Below are 17353 nucleotides of genomic sequence, written 5' to 3' on the forward strand. Positions count from 1 at the left end.
GCATCCGGCCATGGTGCAGTCGGGTTTTTCTGTGGCGATGTCTGGCTCTGAGGGTGTGTTGGCGGCCGGGGCGTCGCCCGCCTGCGTCGTGGTGGTTGATGACGATGCCGAACTGCGGGCGCTGATCGCCGGCTTTCTGGCCGATAATGGGCTGACGGTGTTTTCGGCCTGCGACGAACTCGAGCTTGAGGCGGTGCTGGCCGGTCATGCGGTCGATCTGGCCATTCTCGATATCATGATGCCCGGCGAGGACGGGCTGTCGATCCTGCGCCGGCTGAGAAGCGCGGGTCTATGGGGCACCGGCGGGCCGAGCGTGATCATGCTGTCGGCGATGGGCGATGATTTCGACCGGATTGCCGGGCTGGAGATGGGCGCGGATGATTATCTGGCCAAGCCCTGCAACCCGCGCGAGCTGCTGGCGCGGGTGCGCGCGGTGTTGCGGCGGCGCGAGGCGGCGCGCGGGCTGAGTGCGCCGCTGCGCCGTTTTGGCGGCTGGACGCTCGACCTGATCACCCGGCAGCTGCAGCATGAGGACGGCCGCGAGGCGCAACTGACCGACGCCGAGTTTCGCGTGCTGGTGGCGCTGCTCGACCAGCCGCAGATGGCCGTCTCGCGCGACCAGCTGCTCGATGTGGCGCGCGGCGAGGGGGTGGAGATTTTCGACCGGGCGATTGACGTGACGATCAGCCGGCTGCGCCGCAAGCTGGCGCCTGACGACATCATCACCACGGTCAGGAACGAGGGCTATATGATGACGCTGGCGCCGGAGCCGGCATGAGGGACGCCGCATGATAAGGGCGCTGCGCCAGCTGCCGATCCTGCCGCAGACGCTGCTGCTGGTGGTGTTCACGCTGGTGGCGAGCCTGGTGGTGAATTTCCTGCTGATCTCGGCGCTGCCGATGCCGCGGCTGTCTTTCTATTCGATGAGCGATGTGGCCGAGGCGCTGGCGGACCGGCCGCTGGCGTTCCGGGCCAAGCGGATCGACCCGCTGCTGGAGATCAGCCTTGCCGAGGCACCGCCGGTGGCAGAGCGCGACATGGTGAGCAATGCGGGCCTGTCGTCAAGGCTGGCGGCGCTGCTGGGCGAGCCGGTGGACCGCGTGCGGCTGGTTTACAAGCAGGACCAGTCGAACTGGCCGTTCCGCTATCGGGAGAATGAAGCTGGCGTTCCGATCCGGCTGGGCGAGGCGCAATTCTACAATACGGTGGTGGCGGCGGTGCAGCTGGAGAATGGCCAGTGGCGGGTGCTGCGCTCGCCCAAGCGGCCGGTGATCACGCGCTTCCAGATGCGCACGCTGGCGGCCTTTCTGCTCTCGGTGCTGGCGGTGTTGCCCTTTGCCTTTCTGTTTGCGCGGCAGCTGACCAAGCCGATCAGGCGTTTTGCCGGGGCGGCGGAGGCGGTGGGCGCGGATTATGCGGCGCCGCCGGTGCCGATCGAGGGGTCGGTGGAGCTGCGCCAGGCGGCGGAGGCGCTGAACAAGATGCAGGCGCGGCTGGGCGAGACCATGGCCGAGCGCACGGCGATGATCGGCGCTATTGCCCATGATCTGCGCACGCCGCTGACGCGGATTGCCTTTCGTATCGAGGGCGCGCCCGAGCCGGTGCGCCGCGCCGTTTTGGCCGATATCGACCAGATGCGCGGCATGGTGGAGGCGAGCATCGGCTATATCCGCTCAGGCCATGACATTGGCGAGCGGCGGCCGGTGGACCTGCACGAGATCGCCGAGCGGCTGGTGGCCGATTATGCGGCGATGGGCCAGCCGGTGACGCTGAGCGGGGCGCCGGCCTGGGTGCTGGGCAACGGCGTGGCGATCGAGCGGGTGTTGCAGAATGTGATCGACAATGCGCTCGCCTATGCCGGTTCGGCGGAGGTGCGGGTGGTGCCCGGTGCCGAGGTCGGGCCGATGGCGGTGTTGCAGGTGCTTGACCGGGGGCCGGGGCTGCGCGAGGCGCAGCTGGACGAGGTGTTCAAGCCGTTCAATCGCGGCGAGCCGTCGCGCAACCGCAGTACGGGCGGGGTGGGGCTGGGGCTGGCGATTGCGCGGCTGATCGTGGCCGCGCACGGCGGCGCGCTGCTGGCGCGCAACCGCGAAGGCGGCGGGCTGATCATCGAGGCGCGGCTGCCGCGCGTGGCGCGGCCGCAGCCGCCGCGCGCCCAGCGCCGGGCGGCGGGCGCCAGCATGGCCGGCGAAGCGGCCACGGGCTTTGCCGAATAGGGGCGATTGGCCCTCCCCTATCTTGCAGGTGATGGGCATTTCTTTGCTGCTTTGCAGCTCTGTTGTTTTGGTGCAATCTCAATTCAGTTCAGCGGCAAGCTGACGGCTATTCTTGGGGAGTTTGATAATGGGCGTGACGCGTCGGGAAGCGTTGGAGTTGGCAGCGGGCGCAGCGGCGCTGGCCGCGGGCGGGACAATGGCCAGCAGCGCGCTGGCACAGGGTGTCGCGAATGGCGGGCCGGGGACGGTGAAGCTCGGCAGCCCGCGCAAGACCATGTATTGGGTGGCGACGGTGACGCCGTGCACCCGCAACGGGATGTTTGACCCCGGCGCGATGGCGGCGATCATGCAGTGGCACAGGAGCCAGGGTGCGGACGGCGTGGTGGTGCTGGGCACGTCGGGGGAATTTGCCTCCTTTTCGGTGGCCGAGCGCAAGTTCATTGCCGAGACGGCGCTGAAGAACCGCAACGGGCTGAACGTGATCGTTGGGCCGGGCACGGCGAACATCGTGGAGACGATCGAGCTGGCGCAGCATGCCGAGCAGAATGGCGCGGACGGGCTGCTGGTCATTCCGCCCTTTTATTTCAACCAGCCGCCGCTCGACGGGCTGACCGATTATTACAAGCGGCTGATGGATGCCTGCGGGCTGCCGACCAATCTTTATCATATCCCCGGCACCAGCGAGGTTTCGATCACCATCGACCTGATGAAGAATCTGGCCGGCTATTCGCATCTGGCGGGCATCAAGGATTCGAGCGGCTCGGTGGAGGGCTATCAGGCGTTTCTGGCGGCGATGCCGCAGCTCAACATGCGCTGCGGCACCAACAACAATCTGGAAGCCGCCCTTGACCATGGCATGGGCACGATTCTGGCTGATGGCAACCAGTTCAGCGGCAAGTGCGCGGCGGTGATGAAGGCCTTTCATGCCGGAGGGGACTGGAAGGGCGAGCTGGCCAAGCTGCGCGCGGCGCAGCGGGCGATCCGCGCGGCGAACATGGGTGCGAACACCTATGCGACGATGAAATATGTGCTGAGCCTCGAGATGGGCGGACCGCAGATGTTTGCGCGCACGCCCTATCCGCAGCTGACGGATGAGCAGATGGCCTCGATCAAGAAGGCGCTGGCAGATGTGAAGGCGATGGCGTGAGGCCGTTTGGGGAGCTGATGACGATGATTTCTTGTGTTTCGACACGCGCGCTGGCGCTGGGGCTTTTTCTGGGCGCGGCGGCGGGGGCGGGGGGGGCTTCAGCGCAGAGCTTTGCGCCGGCGCTGAGTGCACCGAACAGCTTTGTGCAGGGGGCAGCGGCGGCACGGGCCGAGGGGCCGAACGTCAACTGGACCAGCTATAACAGCGACTTGACGGGCAGCCGCTATGCGCCGCTCGATCAGATCAACGGCGAGAATTTCGAGGATCTGGAAGTGGCCTGGCGGCTGAAGACCGATGCCTTTGGCTCGCGGCCGGAATACAAGCTGGAAGGCACGCCGCTGGCCGTGGACGGGGTGGTCTATATGACGGCCGGCACTAGGCGTGCGGTGGTGGCGGTGAACGGACAGACCGGCGAGGTGCTGTGGACCTGGGCGCTGCACGAGGGCAAGCGCTCGGCGCTTTCCCCGCGCGCGCTGTCGGGGCGCGGCCTCTCTTACTGGACGGACGGGACCAAGCGGCGGATCTTCTATGTGACGATCGGCTATCGGCTGATCAGCCTGGATGCGGACACCGGGCGGCCGGACCTGGAGTTTGGCGAGAATGGGATGATCGACCTGAAGCTGGACTTTGACCAGCAGGTGGACGATCTCGACAGCTTTGAGGCGGGCTTGCATTCGGCGCCGGCGATTTCGGGGAACACCATCATCATCGGGGCGGCGTTTCGCGAAGGCTTTACGCCGCGCACGATGAACAACACCAAGGGCTATACAAGGGCCTTTGACGTGAGGACCGGCAAGCGGCTGTGGACCTTCCACAACATTCCGAAGAAGGGCGAGTTTGGCTATGAGACCTGGCTGAAGGGCTCGGCCGAGACGACTGGCAATGCGGGCGTGTGGACGCAGGTGTCGGTCGATCCGGAGCTGAATCTGGCTTATCTGGCGGTCGAGTCCGCGACATCTGATTTTTATGGCGGGCAGCGGCCGGGGCCGAACCTGTTTGCCAATTCGCTGGTGGCGGTCGATCTGACCACCGGGCAGCGCAAATGGCATTATCAGCTGATTCACCATGAGATATGGGATCTGGACAACAGCTCGGCACCGCTGCTGATGGACGTGACCATCGATGGCCAGGCCCGCAAGGTGGTGGGCCTGCCTTCGAAGCAGGGCTTTTTCTATGTGTTTGACCGGGTGACCGGCGAGCCAGTGTGGCCGATCAGGGAGCAGCGAGTGGAGAAGGGCAAGGTGCCGGGCGAATGGTACAGCCCGACCCAGCCGATCCCGACCAGGCCCCGCGCCTATAGCCGCAACGGCGTGACCGAGGCCGAACTGATTGATTTCACGCCGGAGCTGAAGGCCAAGGCGCTGGAGCTGGTGAAGCGCTTCAAGCTGGGGCCGGTCTATACGCCGCCGGTCATGTCGACGGAGAATGAGCTGGGCGTGATCAACAACTGGGCGCAGGGCGGGACCAACTGGCCGGGCGGCTCGTTCGACCCCGAAACCGGCGTGGCCTATGTCTATGCCTGCCAGGCCTGCATTTCGGCGACCGGTCTGCTGCCGGGGCCGAAAGAGATGACCGACGTTGAATATGTGGTGGGGGTGAACGGCAATCCGGTGCGGATGATCACCGGGCCGGGCGAGGGTGCGGGCGCCGACACGCCGGCCCCGGCAGCCGACCGGCAGCGCAGCGATGCGGCGCCCGCACCGCGGCTGAATGTGGACGGCCTGCCGCTGGTGAAGCCGCCCTATGGCACGATCTCGGCCATTGATGTGAACAAGGGCGACATCAGGTGGCAGATCGCGCACGGCGAGACGCCCGACTATGTGCGCAACCACCCGGCGATCAAGGCGATGGGCGGCATCCCGCGCACCGGGCAGATCACCTATCAGATCGGCACGCTGGTAACCAAGACGATGGTGGTGGCGGGCGAGAACCAGGTGACCAACCCCGGTGACCGGCCGCGCGGCGCGATGCTCAGGGCCTATGACAAGCAGACCGGCGAGGAACTGGGTGCGGTGTTGTTGCCCGGGCCGCAGTCTGGCTCTCCGATGAGCTATATGGCAAATGGGCGCCAGTACATCGTGGTGGCAACCAGCGGTGGCACGGCATCGGGCGAATATGTGGCCTATGCCTTGCCCCGGCAGAATTAGGAGCGTGTGTCTTGGCCTTGCGTAGCGTGATGCGGAACTTTGTGGCGGCGGGCCTTGGCGTGGCGGCGCTGACGGCGGCGGCGGTGCCGGCGCAGGAATATAGCCGCAACGTGTGGGACGGCGTTTATACCAAGGCGCAGGCGACGGCGGGGGCGGAAATCTATGCCCAGCGCTGCGGCCAGTGCCACGGGGTGCAGCTGGGCGGCACGGGCGAGGCACCTGGTCTGGTGGGCGGCGAGTTTCTGTCCAACTATGACACCCAGTCAGTGGGCGACCTTTATGACCGGATGCGGACCACCATGCCGATGGACAATCCGCAATCGCTATCCCGCGAGGACTATGCCAGCGTGCTGGCCTTCGTGCTGCAGTTCAACGGCTTTCCGGCGGGCGACAAGCCGCTCGACCGGCGGTCGGCATGGCTGGGGATGATTGCCTTTCAGGCGCAGAAGCCGGCGGACAAGACCGGCGACTGACCAGCCGGAACGGGGAGGGGACATGAAGACATTGATGGTGGCAGCGCTGGCTCTGGCGGCGCTGGGTGGCGGTCTGTGTGACGCGGCGATGGCGCAGCGCGTGACCTATACGCTGGAGATGCTGCCGCCGCCGGGGCCGCTGCGGAGTGCCCCGAACAGCCACCCCAATCCCTATGCGGCCGATGCGGGCTTTTTCAGGATGCCGGCCGGGCGGGTGATGGGCTCGACCTCGGCGGTGGCGGTGGACAGCAAGGGGCATGTCTGGGTGGCGGAGCGCTGCGGGGCCAACAGCTGTGCGGGCTCGAGCGTCAATCCGATCATGGAATTTGATGGGGAAGGCAATTTCATCAGAAACTTCGGCGGCGGGCTGACGGTGTTTCCGCATGGCTTCTTCATCGACCATGAGGACAATGTGTGGCTGACCGATGCGCGGGTGGCGGGCGGCATGGGCGGTCAGGTGTTCAAATTCTCGCCCGATGGCCAGTTGTTGCTGACGCTGGGGACCAAGGGGGTGGCCGGGACGACGCCCGCGACCTTCACCGAGCCCAATGCGGTTTATGTTTCGAAGGAAGGCACGATCTTTGTCGCCGATGGGCATACGCCCTACCGAAATATTGCGCGGATCGTGAAGTTTGCGCCCGATGGCCGCTATCTGGGCGAGTTTGGCAAGGCGGGGCGGGCGCGCGGCGAGCTTGAGGTGCCGCACGCGCTGGCGATGGACAGCAAGGGCCGGCTGTTTGTGGCCGATCGCTGGAACAACCGCATTTCGATCTTTACCCAGGACGGCGAATTCATCGACGCCTGGACGCAGTTTGGCCGGCCGAGCGGGATCTATATCGACGCGAATGACGTGCTCTATTCGGCTGACAGCGAGAGCCGGCGGCCCGTGGGCTATGGCTTCAACCCGGGCTGGAAACGCGGCATCCGCATCGGCTCTGCGATCACCGGCAAGGTGACGGCGTTCATTGCCGACCCCGAGCCGGAGCCGGACCGCTATGCGACCAGCAGCGCGGAAGGGATCTGGGTGGACCGCTCGGGCGTGATCTACGGCGCGCAGGTGAAGGAGCGGTCTGTCATCCGCTATTTCAGGGCGCGCTGAGCGAACAGGCAATTGCCTGCAGGCGCGCGGTTCACCTGCCAAGCCAACAACATATTACCTTTTGGGGACTCCGGTTTCGGGGCTTTGTCCAGTATAGGACAAGGGCATGAAACGCCTGTGCTGAAAATATTCAGTGACGCGCTGGGAGCGTTATAGTTAATAGATGATGAACTTTTCATCTTGTCTTGCAATTCAGCCGCCGTCCGGGCTGGCATTGCTGCCGCTGTTTACCATGATTGGTGTGGTGGTGGTTGGCATCGCCAATGCACGGCAGCGGCGGTTTTTCGGCAAGCCTTATTTTCTGCTGGCGCATGTCGCGATGTTCCTGTGGCTGGGCGCGGTGACGCTGGAGCTTTCGACGCCGATATTGGCGTGCCGGCCGGTGTTTGCCGGCCTGGCCTTTCTGGGCATTGCGCTGTTGCCGGTGGCCTGGGGGTTGTTCATCTATCACTATTCGTTCAGCCTCGACCGGCGCATTGGCTGGCGCGAGGTGGCGGCGCTGGTTGGCGCGCCGTTGGTGGTGACGGCGATCGCGCTGACCAATGAATGGCATGGGCTGTTCTATTCGAGCATTGTGCCCAAGGTGAGCGTTGACGGCGTGGCTTATGTGGAGTTTGGCCATGGTCCGCTGTTTCATGTGGTCACGGCGTTGCTTTACAGCCTGATCTTCGCGACCTTTGCGCTGCTGGTGCGCGGGGTGATGCGCGCTGCCCCGCAATATCGGCTGTATTTTGCCTATCCCGCGATGATGATGGCGGTGGTCTTTGTGCCCAACATCGCATTTCTGGGCTTTGGCGTGCGTTTTTACGGCTTTGACCCGACGCCGTTCAGCTTTGTCTTTGTGGTCATCCTGTTTTCGCTGCTGATCGTGTCGAACCGGGTGTTCGATATCGTCAACATCTCGTCCGAGCTGATCTTTGCGCAGCTGCGCAACCCGGCGATGATTGTCGATGGCACCGGGCGGATCGTGGCCGCCAATCCGGTGGCGCAGGGCGTGTTTCCACAGATTGCCGAGGGGCGCGACCATCGTGTCCAGGACCTAGGGCCGCTGGCGCCGGTACTGCGCGTGTTCGAGGGGCAGTTCCGGGTCGCGCCGGGGCGGCGGATCATGGTCGGCGACCGGTTTTTCGATGTCGATGCCATTGTCGTGCCCAAGCCGCTGGCGCAGACGCGCGAGCCGATCGGCACGGTGCTGCTGATGAACGATGTGACCGCCGAGGAGCAGCGCTACCGCGAGCTGGAGGCCGAGCTGGCGAGCAACATGCGCCAGCTGGAGACCTCGACGGCCATGCAGGCCAAGCTGCGCGAGGCGGCCGAGTTCGACCCGCTGACGCGGGTGCGCAACCGGCTGAGCCTGCCCTCGCTCTTTGCCCATTGCATCGAGCGGGCGGGCAATGAGCAGCAGCGGGTGGTGGTCGCGCTGTTTGATATCGACCATTTCAAGCGCTGGAATGATGTGCATGGCCATGCGGCCGGCGACCGGGTGCTGCGCGATTTCGCGCGCTTCCTGGAGGACATGACGGGGGCTGACGGCGCCTGTTCGCGCGGCACCGTGTTCCGCATCGGCGGCGAGGAATTTTTGCTGCTCTGCCCGGATTCGACGCTGGAGAAGGTGGCGGCGCGGGTGCAGGCGATGCAGCGGCTTTTGACCAAGGCCGACTTGCAGCGGAGCGGTGACGGCGAAGTGACCTTTTCGGCGGGCGTGGCCCAATGGCCCGATGACGGGGTGACGCTGGAGGCGCTGCTGGGGACCGCTGATCAGCGGCTTTATTCGGCGAAATCTGCGGGACGCAACTGCGTCATCGCGGCCTGACCAGCTGGCCGACGCGGCCGGCGCGGATTTCGTCGCGCAGATGATCGATGAAGGCGCGCAGCTTGGGCGCGACCTGCTTGCGGCTCGGATAGTGAAGGAACAGGCCGGGGCTGCTGTGCTGATAATCTTCGAGCACGGGCATGAGCGTGGCTGAGGCGAGATGATCGGCAACCAGTGGCTCGCTGACAAAGGCGATGCCGAGGCCCTGCACGGCCATGGCGTGGAGCGTCTTGAGGTCGTTGGTGATCAGGCGGTTCCTGACCACGGCTTCGACTTCACGGTTGCCGCTTTTGAAGATCCAGGGGGCGATGGTGCCGCTTTGATAGCGCATGCGGATGCAGTCATGCGCCTTGAGATCGGCGAGGCTGGCCGGGCGGCCCTTGCGGGCGAGATAATCGGGCGCGGCGACGAGCAGATAGCGGAATGGCTCTGAGAGGCGCAGGGCGACCATGTCGGCATCGAGCAGCTCGCCGATGCGGATACCGGCGTCGAACCCGGTTTCGGCGAGATCGATGAGACCGTCTTCGCCGGCGATTTCGAGGTCGATCTCGGGGTATCGGGCGCAGAAGCTGGCGATGATCGGCTCGATGACCAGCGCCATGGTGGCGCGCGGCATGTTGATGCGCAGCAGGCCGGCGGGGCGCTCGCCGTAGGTGCGCGCGGCATCATAGGCGGCGGTGAGGCGCTGGAAGGCGGGGGCCGCATCGTCGAGCAGGCGCTGCCCGGCTTCGGTGAGGCCGACCGAGCGGGTGGTGCGGGTGAGGAGCGCCACGCCCATGCGCTCTTCAAGCGCGCGCACCGACTGGCTGACGGCCGACGGCGAGACGCCGAGATCATCGGCGGCGGCGCGGAAGCTCTTGCGGGCAGCGACGCGCAGGAACGGCTCGATGCCATCGAGGAGGCCGCGCTGGATTGTGTAGCTGGTCTTCATGGCTCACACAGGATTATAGGGATTATGCTTATCCTGAGTGTGACTTAAAACAGCTTCACCGACAAGCTGAATTGAAAGGAACACATCATGACAAGCTCCATCGATCGCCTCACCATCTTCGCTCTGCTGGCCACCGCCACCCTGCCGTTTGCAGCTTTCAGCCCGGCCGAGGCGGCGACCGCCCAGAGCTGCGCCGTGCAGGCCGAGCAGATCCGCAGCCAGGCCGAAGGCGCTGACCCCAAGGCCGCTGGCAAGGCGCTGCGCAATGTGGCGCTGGCCGAGAAGCTCTGTGATGCTGGCAACCGCCACGAGGCGGGCAAGAAGTTCACGCTGGCATCGAGCCAGCTTGAGACTTCGGTCCAGCTCGCTGACCGGCGCTGAGGCTCCCGCCGGGCGCGCTCCCCTTCCCTCAGCGCCCGGTTGCCGGCGGCTGCGAGATGCAGCCGCCGGTTTTTTGTGCGTCTCTTTCCATGGCCGCACTTGCGGGTTAGACGGGGGCCATGGCGCGTGTTGAACATCCTGTGCATCCGGCTCTGGCAGGCGGCGCGCATCCGTTTCCGCACCGGCACCTGCTGGCGCTTTCGGCATTGAAGCCCTGGGAAGCGCTGTTTCTGCTGGGCGAGGCGGAAAAATGGGTGGACTATAACCGGGCGACGAGCCGCGCTGACCATCGGCTATCGGGCATGACGCAGATCAACGCCTTTTTCGAGCCGTCGACGCGCACGGCGCTGAGCTTCGAGATTGCCGGCAAGCGGCTGGGGGCGGATGTGACCAGCCTCGGCGTGCAGGGCTCGAGCGTGAAGAAGGGCGAGACGCTGCTCGATACCGCGCTGACGCTGGAAGCGATGCGGCCCGATGTGATCGTGATCCGGCATGGCAGCTCGGGCGCGGTGCAGTTGATTGCCGAGAAGCTGTCGTGCCCGGTGTTGAACGGGGGGGACGGGCGGCATGAGCATCCGACCCAGGCGCTGCTCGATGCGCTGACAATCCGGCGGCGCAAGGGGCGGATCGAGGGGCTGCGGGTGGCGATCTGCGGCGACATATTGCACAGCCGGGTGGCGCGCTCCAATTTTCAGCTGCTGGCATCATTGGGCGCCGAGGTGCGCGCGGTGGCGCCGCCGACGCTGATGCCGCCACATGTCGAGGCGCTGGGGGTGACGCCTTTTGATGACATGGACGCCGGGCTGGCGGGCGCGGATGTGGTGATGATGCTGCGCTTGCAGACCGAGCGGATGGCGGGCGCCTTCCTGCCCTCGACGCGCGAGTATTTCCGCTTTTACGGGCTGACCGAGGCGCGGCTGGCGCGGGCGAAGGACGATGTGCTGGTGATGCACCCCGGGCCGATGAACCGGGGGGTGGAGATTGAGAGCGCGATTGCCGATGACATTGCCCGCTCGGCGGTGACCGAGCAGGTCGAGATGGGGGTGGCGGTGCGCATGGCCTGTCTCGATGTGTTGACGCGCAGCCGGCGCGGCGTGGCGGACTGGCCGGAGGCGACAGCATGAAGGCGCCGCGGCCGCTGTGCCTGACCGGCGGGCGGGTGATCTGCCCGGCGAGCGGCCATGACGGCGTGGCCAATGTGATGCTGGCCGAACGGCTGGTGGTGGGGGTGGGTGATGCGCCGCCGCCCGCAGACGCCGATGTGATCGATTGCAGCGGGCTGGTGGTGGCGCCGGGGCTGGTGGATGCGGGCGTGTTCCGGGCCGATGCGCAGGCGTTTCAGATGGGCGGGATCACGCGCGCCGTGCTGATGCCCGACCAGAGCCCGCCGCTGGACGAGCCGGCGCTGGTAGCCTTTGCCAAGGGCGTGGGCAAGCCGCATGTCTGGGTGCATCCGCTGGTGGCCGCCACGCGCGGCCTGCGCGGCGAGGAGCTGGCCGAGCTGGGGCTGGCGCGCGAGGCCGGCGCTGTGGGTGTGGCGACGGGGCGGGGCGCGATTGCCAGCGCGCAGGTGATGCAACGGCTGATGGCCTATGCGGCGAGCTTTGACATGCTGGTGGTGAGCCATGCCGAGGAGCTGAGCCTGACGGCGGGCGCTGTGGCCAGCGAGGGCGAATATGCGACGCGGCTTGGGCTGGCCTCGGCGCCGGCCTATGCGGAGGCGATGGCGGTGACGCGCGACCTGCGGCTGGCCGAGGCGACGGGCGCGCGGCTGCACTTCCGGCAGCTGACCACGGCCGAGGCGCTGGCGCTTGTGCGCGCCGCACAGGCACGCGGGGTGCGGGTGAGCGCGGGGGTGACGCCGGCGCACTGGATGCTCAACGAGACGGCGCTGGCCGGGTTTCGGAGTTTTGCCCGGCTGTCGCCGCCGCTGCGCTGCGAGGAGGACCGGCTGGCGGTGGTCGACGCGCTGGCGGACGGCACGATTTCGGTGGTGGCATCGGGCCATGACCCGCAGAGCCAGGAGGCCAAGCGCCAGCCCTTTGCTGACGCGGCACCGGGCATGGCGGGGGCGGAGACGCTGCTGGCGCTGGGCCTGAGCCTTGTGCGCGACGGCGTGATGGCGCTGCCGGCGCTGCTGGCGGCGATGAGCACAAGGCCGGCGGCGCTGTTTGGCCTTGCCGGCGGCAGCTTGAGGGCGGGCGAGCCGGCCGATGTGCTGGCATTTGACGAATGCGCGCCATGGCGGATTGGGCCGGAGCGCTTTGCCGGGCTGGCCAACACGCCCTTTGACGGGCTGCCGGTGGCGGGGCTGGTCAAGCGCACGATCAAGGGCGGGGATGTGCTTTGGTCCGGCTGAGCCTGCTGCTGGCGCTGGCGCTGCTGAGCACGCCGGCGGCGGCGCAGCGCCGCAAGGCGCCGCCGCCGGTGCCGATGGCGGCGGCGCAGCCGGCCGAGGCGCCGAGCGTGCGCGGCGGGGTGGCGCTGTGGCAGCAGGGTGACTGGGCGGCGGCGGTGGAGATGTGGCGGCCCTTTGCCGATGGCGGCAATGCGGATGCGATGTTCAATCTGGGCCAGGCCTATCAGCTGGGCCGCGGGCTGCCGCAGGATGATGTGGCGGCGCTGGCCTGGTATGAGGCAGCGGCAGCGCGCGGGCATCGGCCGGGGCTGGCGAACCAGGGCATCATGCTGTTCAAGCAGGGGCAGAAGACGCAGGCGCTGGCGCTTTTGAAGCGGGCGGCGGACGCGGGCGAGCCGCGCGCGCAATATGTGTTTGGCACGGCCGCGTGGAACGGCGATGGCCGCGAGGTCGATCTGGCGCTGGCCTATGCCTATCTGGCGCGGGCGGCCGAGCAGGGGCTGGCCGAGGCGCGAGCTTCGCTCGACCTGCTGGTGCCGAGGCTGGGGGCGGACGCGCGGGCGGCGGGCTGGGCCAGGGCGGCGACGATCGCGCGCGCTGACGGCAGCTTTGGGGTGCCGCAGGGGATTGGCGCGCCCTATGCGCCGTCGCTGATGGCGCTGGCCGGCGACGGCGCCTGGCGGGTGCAGATTGGCGCGTTCAGCACCCAGGCCGGCGCGGAGGCCGACCTTGTCGCGCTCAAGAGCCGCAGCAGCGCGGTGTTTGAGGGGTTGACCCCGGTGTTTGTGCCCGGCGGGTCGCTGGTGCGGCTGCAGCTGGGGCCTTTTGCAAGCCGCGAGGCGGCGCGGGCGGGCTGCGCGCGCTTTGTCGCCCTTGGGCGCGGTTGCCTGGTGGTGGCGCCGGCGGGGAGCTAGGGCCGGTGTCCGCCTCGCTCATCGTTGCGAGCTACAATATCCATAAGGCTGTGGGCGCGGATGGCCGCTGTGTGCCCGAGCGGATTCTTGATGTGCTGGACGAGATCGGCGCCGATGTGGCGCTGCTGCAGGAGGCCGACACGCGCTTCGGCTTGCGCACCGCGGTGTTGCCGCGCGCGATGCTGGCCGCGCGGGGCTGGATTCCGGCGGCGCTGGGCGAGCAGCCGGCGGCGATGGGCTGGCACGGCAACGCGGTGCTGGTGCGCGGGGTGGCCCGGCTGGCGCGGGCCTCACGGATCGCCTTGCCGGCGCTGGAGCCGCGCGGTGCGGTGATGGCGGACGTGGAGGGGGATTTTGTGCCGGGCGGCGGGCTGGTGCGGCTGGTGGGGGCGCATCTTGACCTCTCGGGGCTGTGGCGGGCGCGGCAGGCGCGGCGGATCATCGAGCGGGTGGCGCGCGCGCCGGGCGCCCCGCCGGAGCTGGTGATGGGGGATTTCAACGAATGGCGGCCGGGCGGCGCGGCGGTGGCGGCGCTGGCCGGGCGCTGGCGCGAGCTGAGGCTGGCACCGAGCTTTCCGGCGCGCTTGCCCGTGGGGCGGCTTGACCGGGTGTTTGCGCATCACGCACTGCCGATTGCGGACGCCGGGGTGCATGTGAGCGCGCTGGCGCGGGGGGCGTCGGACCATCTGCCGGTGTGGGTGCGGCTGGGTGGCTGAGGGGCTGATGGCGCGGCTGGCGGCGCTGGCCGCCGATCATCCGGGCCTGAGCGGGGTGCGACTGGTGGATGATGGCGGCGAGGCGCTGGCGCTCAGGCTGCGGCTGGTGGCGGCAGCGCAGCGCTGCATCGATGTTCAATATTATATCTGGAAGGATGATGCGAGCGGGCGGGCGCTGCTGGCGGCGCTGGCGGCGGCGGCGGCGCGCGGGGTCGAGGTGCGGCTGCTGCTGGATGACCATGGCACGGCCGGGCTGGACGGGGCGCTGGCGGCGCTGGATGCGCTTCCGGGGGTCGAGGTGCGGCTGTTCAATGCCTTTCGCTGGCGTTCGCCCAAATGGCTCAACTTCCTGTGGGATTTCGGGCGGCTGAACCGGCGGATGCACAACAAGTGCCTGGTTGTGGACGGGGTGGCGGCGGTGATTGGCGGGCGCAACATCGGCGATGAATATTTCGTCGCGGACCATCCGGCGCTGACGGCCGATCTCGATGTGCTGGGGGTGGGCGCGGTGGCGGCCGAGGTGGACGATGATTTCGAGCTGTATTGGGCAAGCCCGGCCTCGGTGCCGGTGTCGGTGCTTGTGGGGCGAGCAGGCCGTGTGCCGGAGGTGTCGCTGCCGGACCTGGACGACTGGTGGCCTGAGGCGGATGACTTTGACTGGGTGCCGGTGCGGATGATCAGCGATGACCCGGCCAAGATCAGCGGTGAGGCGGCCCCGGCGGCGCTGTGGCTGCCGCAGTTGCAAGACGCGATGGGGCCGATCAGGTCGAGGCTCATGCTGGTGAGCGCCTATTTCGTGCCGACCGATGCCGGGGTGGCGCTGTTCGAGCGGCTGGTGGCGGACGGGGTGGCGGTGCAGATTTTGACCAATTCGCTGCGCTCCAACGATGTGGCGGTGTCGCATGCGGGTTATGCGCCGGTGCGGCGGCGGCTGCTGGCGGCGGGCGTGCGGCTGTGGGAGATGAAGGGACGGGCGGCGGACCGGGCCGAGCTGGGTCTGGTGCCGCGCCGGCTGAGGCGCGGCGAGACGCGGACCAAGGGCGAGTCGACGGCGTTTTTCCGCTCGGGCGCCTCGGCGCTCCATGCCAAGACCTTTGTGGCGGACGGCGAGCGGCTGTTTGTCGGCTCGATGAACTTCGACCCGCGCTCTTACCTGCTCAACACCGAGATCGGCTTTCTGATCGAATCGCCAGCGATGGCGCGGCTGCTGGAGGACCGGTTGACGGCCATGCTGCCGGCCTTTGCGTGGGAGGTGAAGCAGGCGCCGTCAGGGCGGCTGCAATGGCATGGGCGCACGGCGGTGCATGACCGCGAGCCGTTTACGCGCTGGTGGCAGCGCTGGGTGCTGACGCTGATCGGCTGGCTGCCGGTGGCCTGGCTGCTCTAGCTCAGGCCCGAGATTTCGCCGCGCGCATCGAGATGGATGCCGAGCGCGGAGGGCGCGCGGGGCAGGCCGGGCATGGTGGCGATATCGCCGGCGAGCGCCACGATGAAGCCGGCGCCGGCGGACAGGCGAAGCTCGCGGATGGGCAGGCTGTGACCGCTGACGGCGCCGCGCTGCGTTTCATCGGCGGTGAAGCTGTAGGGGGTCTTGGCGAGGCAGACCGGCAGATGCGCCAGCCCTTCGGCGCGGAGTGCGGCGAGCTGCTTGCGGGCGGCGGGCGCGAGGATGACGCTGCCGGCGCGGTGGATGCGCCGGGCGATGGTGGTGAGCGCCTCTTCGGCGTCGGTGCCGGGGCCGTAGAGCGGGGTGAAGCGGCTGTGCGGGTCAGCGTTGGCATCGGCGAGCGCGGCGACGCTCTGGGCCAGCGCTTCGGCGCCGCCGGGGCCATCGGCCCAATGGGTGCAGAGATGGGCGGGGACGGCGAACTTGCGCTGGCAATGGGCGAGCACGGCCTGTTGTTCATTCGCGTGGTCGCCGGCGAAGGCGTTGAGGGCGACCGCGACCGGCAGGCCGAGCGACTGGAGATTTTCGATGTGGCGATCGAGCACGTCGAGGCCGCGGGCCAGCGCGGCTTCATCGGGGGTGCCGAGATCGGCGAGCGGCTGGCCGCCATGATATTTGAGCGCGCGCACCGTGGCGACGAGGACGGCGGCGGCGGGGGCGAGGCCGGCTGAACGGCACTTGATATGAGCGAATTTTTCGGCCCCCAGATCGGCGCCGAAGCCGGCTTCGGTGACGGCAAATTCACCGAGCGCAAGGGCTGCGCGGGTGGCGATGACCGAATTGCAGCCGTGCGCGATATTGGCGAAGGGGCCGCCATGGACGAAAGCGGGCGTGCCGTGCAGGCTCTGGACGAGATTGGGCTGCATGGCCTCGACGAGCAGCGCGGCCATGGCGCCGGCGGCGCCGAGATCGCCAGCGGTGACCGGGGCGCCTTGCGTGTCGCGCGCGATGCGGATGCGCGCGAGCCGGGCTTGCAGGTCTTCGAGGTCGTTGGCGAGGCAGAGGATGGCCATGACTTCGGAGGCGACGGTGATGTCGAAGCCGGTCTCGCGCAGCGGGTGGTTTGTGCTGCCCATCCCGGTGACGATCTGGCGCAGCGCGCGGTCGTTCATGTCCAGCACGCGGCGCCAGCTGATGGTGCGCGGGGCGATGGGGTGGCCGGAGGGCATGGGCGTGTTGAAATGGACGGCATTGTCCAGCATCGCGGCGAGCAGATTGTGGGCGGATGTAACGGCGTGGAAATCGCCGGTGAAATGCAGGTTGATCTTCGCCATGGGGCCGACCTGGGCATGGCCGCCGCCGGTGGCGCCGCCCTTGCGGCCGAAGACCGGGCCGAGGCTGGGCTCGCGCAGCGCGATGACGGCGCGGCGGCCGATGGCGCGCAGGGCATCCGAAAGCCCGATGGTGGTGGTGGTCTTGCCTTCGCCCGCCGGCGTGGGGTTGATGGCGGTGACGAGGATGAGCTTGCCTTGGGCTGCTGGCAGCGGGGCTGTGGGCGCGAGCTTGGCGATGTGATGGCCGTGGGGGGCAATGTCTGCGGGCGTCAGGCCGATCTTGTCGGCAATGGTCTGGATCGGGGCAAGCGTGTAGCGGGCGGCAATTTCGATGTCGGAGGGCATGTTGGGCGGGCCTTTTTGTGGGTCTGCTTTCGCCCTTGCCATGGCGGCTGCTTGTCGTCACGCTTGCGCCTGCACTTGCGCTTGCTATAGA

15 protein-coding genes are annotated in these 17353 nt (G+C 67.7%); 13 read left to right on the forward strand and 2 right to left on the reverse strand.

All coding sequences use genetic code 11. From position 1 onward, the window contains the following. Positions 1-37: 37 nt before the first annotated feature. The 7 genes from ACMVO5_RS02320 to ACMVO5_RS02350 all read left to right on the forward strand — a co-directional run bounded on the left by ACMVO5_RS02320 (position 38) and on the right by ACMVO5_RS02350 (position 8895). Positions 38-778, forward strand: coding sequence for a response regulator (locus ACMVO5_RS02320; protein ID WP_416908478.1), 741 nt, complete (start codon positions 38-40; stop codon positions 776-778). Positions 779-788: 10 nt separating this feature from the next. Then, complete coding sequence (locus ACMVO5_RS02325) at positions 789-2216, forward strand: ATP-binding protein (protein ID WP_416908479.1); 1428 nt, start codon at positions 789-791, stop codon at positions 2214-2216. Between the two features lie 127 nt (positions 2217-2343). Then, positions 2344-3363, forward strand: a complete 1020-nt coding sequence (locus ACMVO5_RS02330; protein WP_416908480.1) for a dihydrodipicolinate synthase family protein — start codon at positions 2344-2346, stop codon at positions 3361-3363. A 17-nt stretch (positions 3364-3380) separates the two neighbouring features. Beyond that, a complete protein-coding gene (locus ACMVO5_RS02335; protein ID WP_416908481.1) occupies positions 3381-5510 on the forward strand; it encodes a PQQ-binding-like beta-propeller repeat protein in 2130 nt (709 codons plus the stop codon). 29 nt (positions 5511-5539) lie between these two features. After that, positions 5540-5983: a c-type cytochrome gene (locus tag ACMVO5_RS02340; protein ID WP_416908482.1), complete on the forward strand. Its 444-nt coding sequence runs from the start codon at positions 5540-5542 to the stop codon at positions 5981-5983. Positions 5984-6005: 22 nt separating this feature from the next. Next, positions 6006-7082: a peptidyl-alpha-hydroxyglycine alpha-amidating lyase family protein gene (locus ACMVO5_RS02345; RefSeq protein ID WP_416908483.1), complete on the forward strand. Its 1077-nt coding sequence runs from the start codon at positions 6006-6008 to the stop codon at positions 7080-7082. 163 nt (positions 7083-7245) lie between these two features. Next, positions 7246-8895 (forward strand): histidine kinase N-terminal 7TM domain-containing protein, encoded by a 1650-nt coding sequence (locus ACMVO5_RS02350; RefSeq protein ID WP_416908484.1) that lies wholly within the window; start codon positions 7246-7248, stop codon positions 8893-8895. Here the strand turns inward: ACMVO5_RS02350 and ACMVO5_RS02355 are convergent. Beyond that, a complete protein-coding gene (locus ACMVO5_RS02355; protein ID WP_416908485.1) occupies positions 8882-9826 on the reverse strand; it encodes a LysR family transcriptional regulator in 945 nt (314 codons plus the stop codon). The genes ACMVO5_RS02350 and ACMVO5_RS02355 overlap by 14 nt on opposite strands. Before the next feature lie 87 nt (positions 9827-9913). On the opposite strand from ACMVO5_RS02355, the gene ACMVO5_RS02360 reads away from it, so the two are divergent. The 6 genes from ACMVO5_RS02360 (at position 9914) to ACMVO5_RS02385 (ending at position 15583) form a co-directional block, all read left to right on the forward strand. Next, positions 9914-10207, forward strand: coding sequence for a hypothetical protein (locus tag ACMVO5_RS02360; RefSeq protein WP_416908486.1), 294 nt, complete (start codon positions 9914-9916; stop codon positions 10205-10207). A 119-nt stretch (positions 10208-10326) separates the two neighbouring features. Then, positions 10327-11331, forward strand: coding sequence for an aspartate carbamoyltransferase catalytic subunit (locus ACMVO5_RS02365; RefSeq protein WP_416908487.1), 1005 nt, complete (start codon positions 10327-10329; stop codon positions 11329-11331). Next, positions 11328-12566, forward strand: coding sequence for a dihydroorotase (locus ACMVO5_RS02370; protein WP_416908488.1), 1239 nt, complete (start codon positions 11328-11330; stop codon positions 12564-12566). Before ACMVO5_RS02365 ends, ACMVO5_RS02370 begins: the two co-directional genes overlap by 4 nt. After that, positions 12554-13480, forward strand: a complete 927-nt coding sequence (locus ACMVO5_RS02375) for an SPOR domain-containing protein (RefSeq protein WP_416908489.1) — start codon at positions 12554-12556, stop codon at positions 13478-13480. Before ACMVO5_RS02370 ends, ACMVO5_RS02375 begins: the two co-directional genes overlap by 13 nt. 5 nt (positions 13481-13485) lie before the next feature. Continuing rightward, positions 13486-14196 (forward strand): endonuclease/exonuclease/phosphatase family protein, encoded by a 711-nt coding sequence (locus ACMVO5_RS02380; protein ID WP_416908490.1) that lies wholly within the window; start codon positions 13486-13488, stop codon positions 14194-14196. Continuing rightward, the gene (locus ACMVO5_RS02385) at positions 14189-15583 is read left to right on the forward strand and encodes a phospholipase D family protein (RefSeq protein WP_416908491.1); all 1395 of its coding nucleotides are present in this window, start codon (positions 14189-14191) and stop codon (positions 15581-15583) included. The genes ACMVO5_RS02380 and ACMVO5_RS02385 overlap by 8 nt, the downstream gene beginning before the upstream one ends. Here ACMVO5_RS02385 and ACMVO5_RS02390 read toward each other — a convergent pair. After that, entirely contained in the window at positions 15580-17262 is a 1683-nt protein-coding gene (locus ACMVO5_RS02390; protein WP_416908492.1) for a formate--tetrahydrofolate ligase, read from the reverse strand. The two genes, ACMVO5_RS02385 and ACMVO5_RS02390, sit on opposite strands and share 4 nt — an antisense overlap. Between the last annotated feature and the right edge of the window lie 91 nt (positions 17263-17353).

The sequence above is a fragment of the Polymorphobacter sp. genome, assembly GCF_048007885.1.
Lineage (GTDB): Bacteria > Pseudomonadota > Alphaproteobacteria > Sphingomonadales > Sphingomonadaceae > Sandarakinorhabdus.

Excerpts from the sequence above, each read along its gene's own strand:
- ACMVO5_RS02340 (WP_416908482.1), top strand. The coding sequence starts at position 5,540 with ATGCGGAACTTTGTGGCGGCGGGCCTTGGCGTGGCGGCGCTGACGGCG.
- ACMVO5_RS02350 (WP_416908484.1), top strand. The coding sequence starts at position 7,246 with ATGATGAACTTTTCATCTTGTCTTGCAATTCAGCCGCCGTCCGGGCTG.
- ACMVO5_RS02330 (WP_416908480.1), top strand. The coding sequence starts at position 2,344 with ATGGGCGTGACGCGTCGGGAAGCGTTGGAGTTGGCAGCGGGCGCAGCG.
- ACMVO5_RS02355 (WP_416908485.1), bottom strand. The coding sequence starts at position 9,826 with ATGAAGACCAGCTACACAATCCAGCGCGGCCTCCTCGATGGCATCGAG.
- ACMVO5_RS02320 (WP_416908478.1), top strand. The coding sequence starts at position 38 with ATGTCTGGCTCTGAGGGTGTGTTGGCGGCCGGGGCGTCGCCCGCCTGC.
- ACMVO5_RS02360 (WP_416908486.1), top strand. The coding sequence starts at position 9,914 with ATGACAAGCTCCATCGATCGCCTCACCATCTTCGCTCTGCTGGCCACC.
- ACMVO5_RS02370 (WP_416908488.1), top strand. The coding sequence starts at position 11,328 with ATGAAGGCGCCGCGGCCGCTGTGCCTGACCGGCGGGCGGGTGATCTGC.
- ACMVO5_RS02325 (WP_416908479.1), top strand. The coding sequence starts at position 789 with ATGATAAGGGCGCTGCGCCAGCTGCCGATCCTGCCGCAGACGCTGCTG.
- ACMVO5_RS02365 (WP_416908487.1), top strand. The coding sequence starts at position 10,327 with ATGGCGCGTGTTGAACATCCTGTGCATCCGGCTCTGGCAGGCGGCGCG.
- ACMVO5_RS02345 (WP_416908483.1), top strand. The coding sequence starts at position 6,006 with ATGAAGACATTGATGGTGGCAGCGCTGGCTCTGGCGGCGCTGGGTGGC.
- ACMVO5_RS02335 (WP_416908481.1), top strand. The coding sequence starts at position 3,381 with ATGACGATGATTTCTTGTGTTTCGACACGCGCGCTGGCGCTGGGGCTT.
- ACMVO5_RS02390 (WP_416908492.1), bottom strand. The coding sequence starts at position 17,262 with ATGCCCTCCGACATCGAAATTGCCGCCCGCTACACGCTTGCCCCGATC.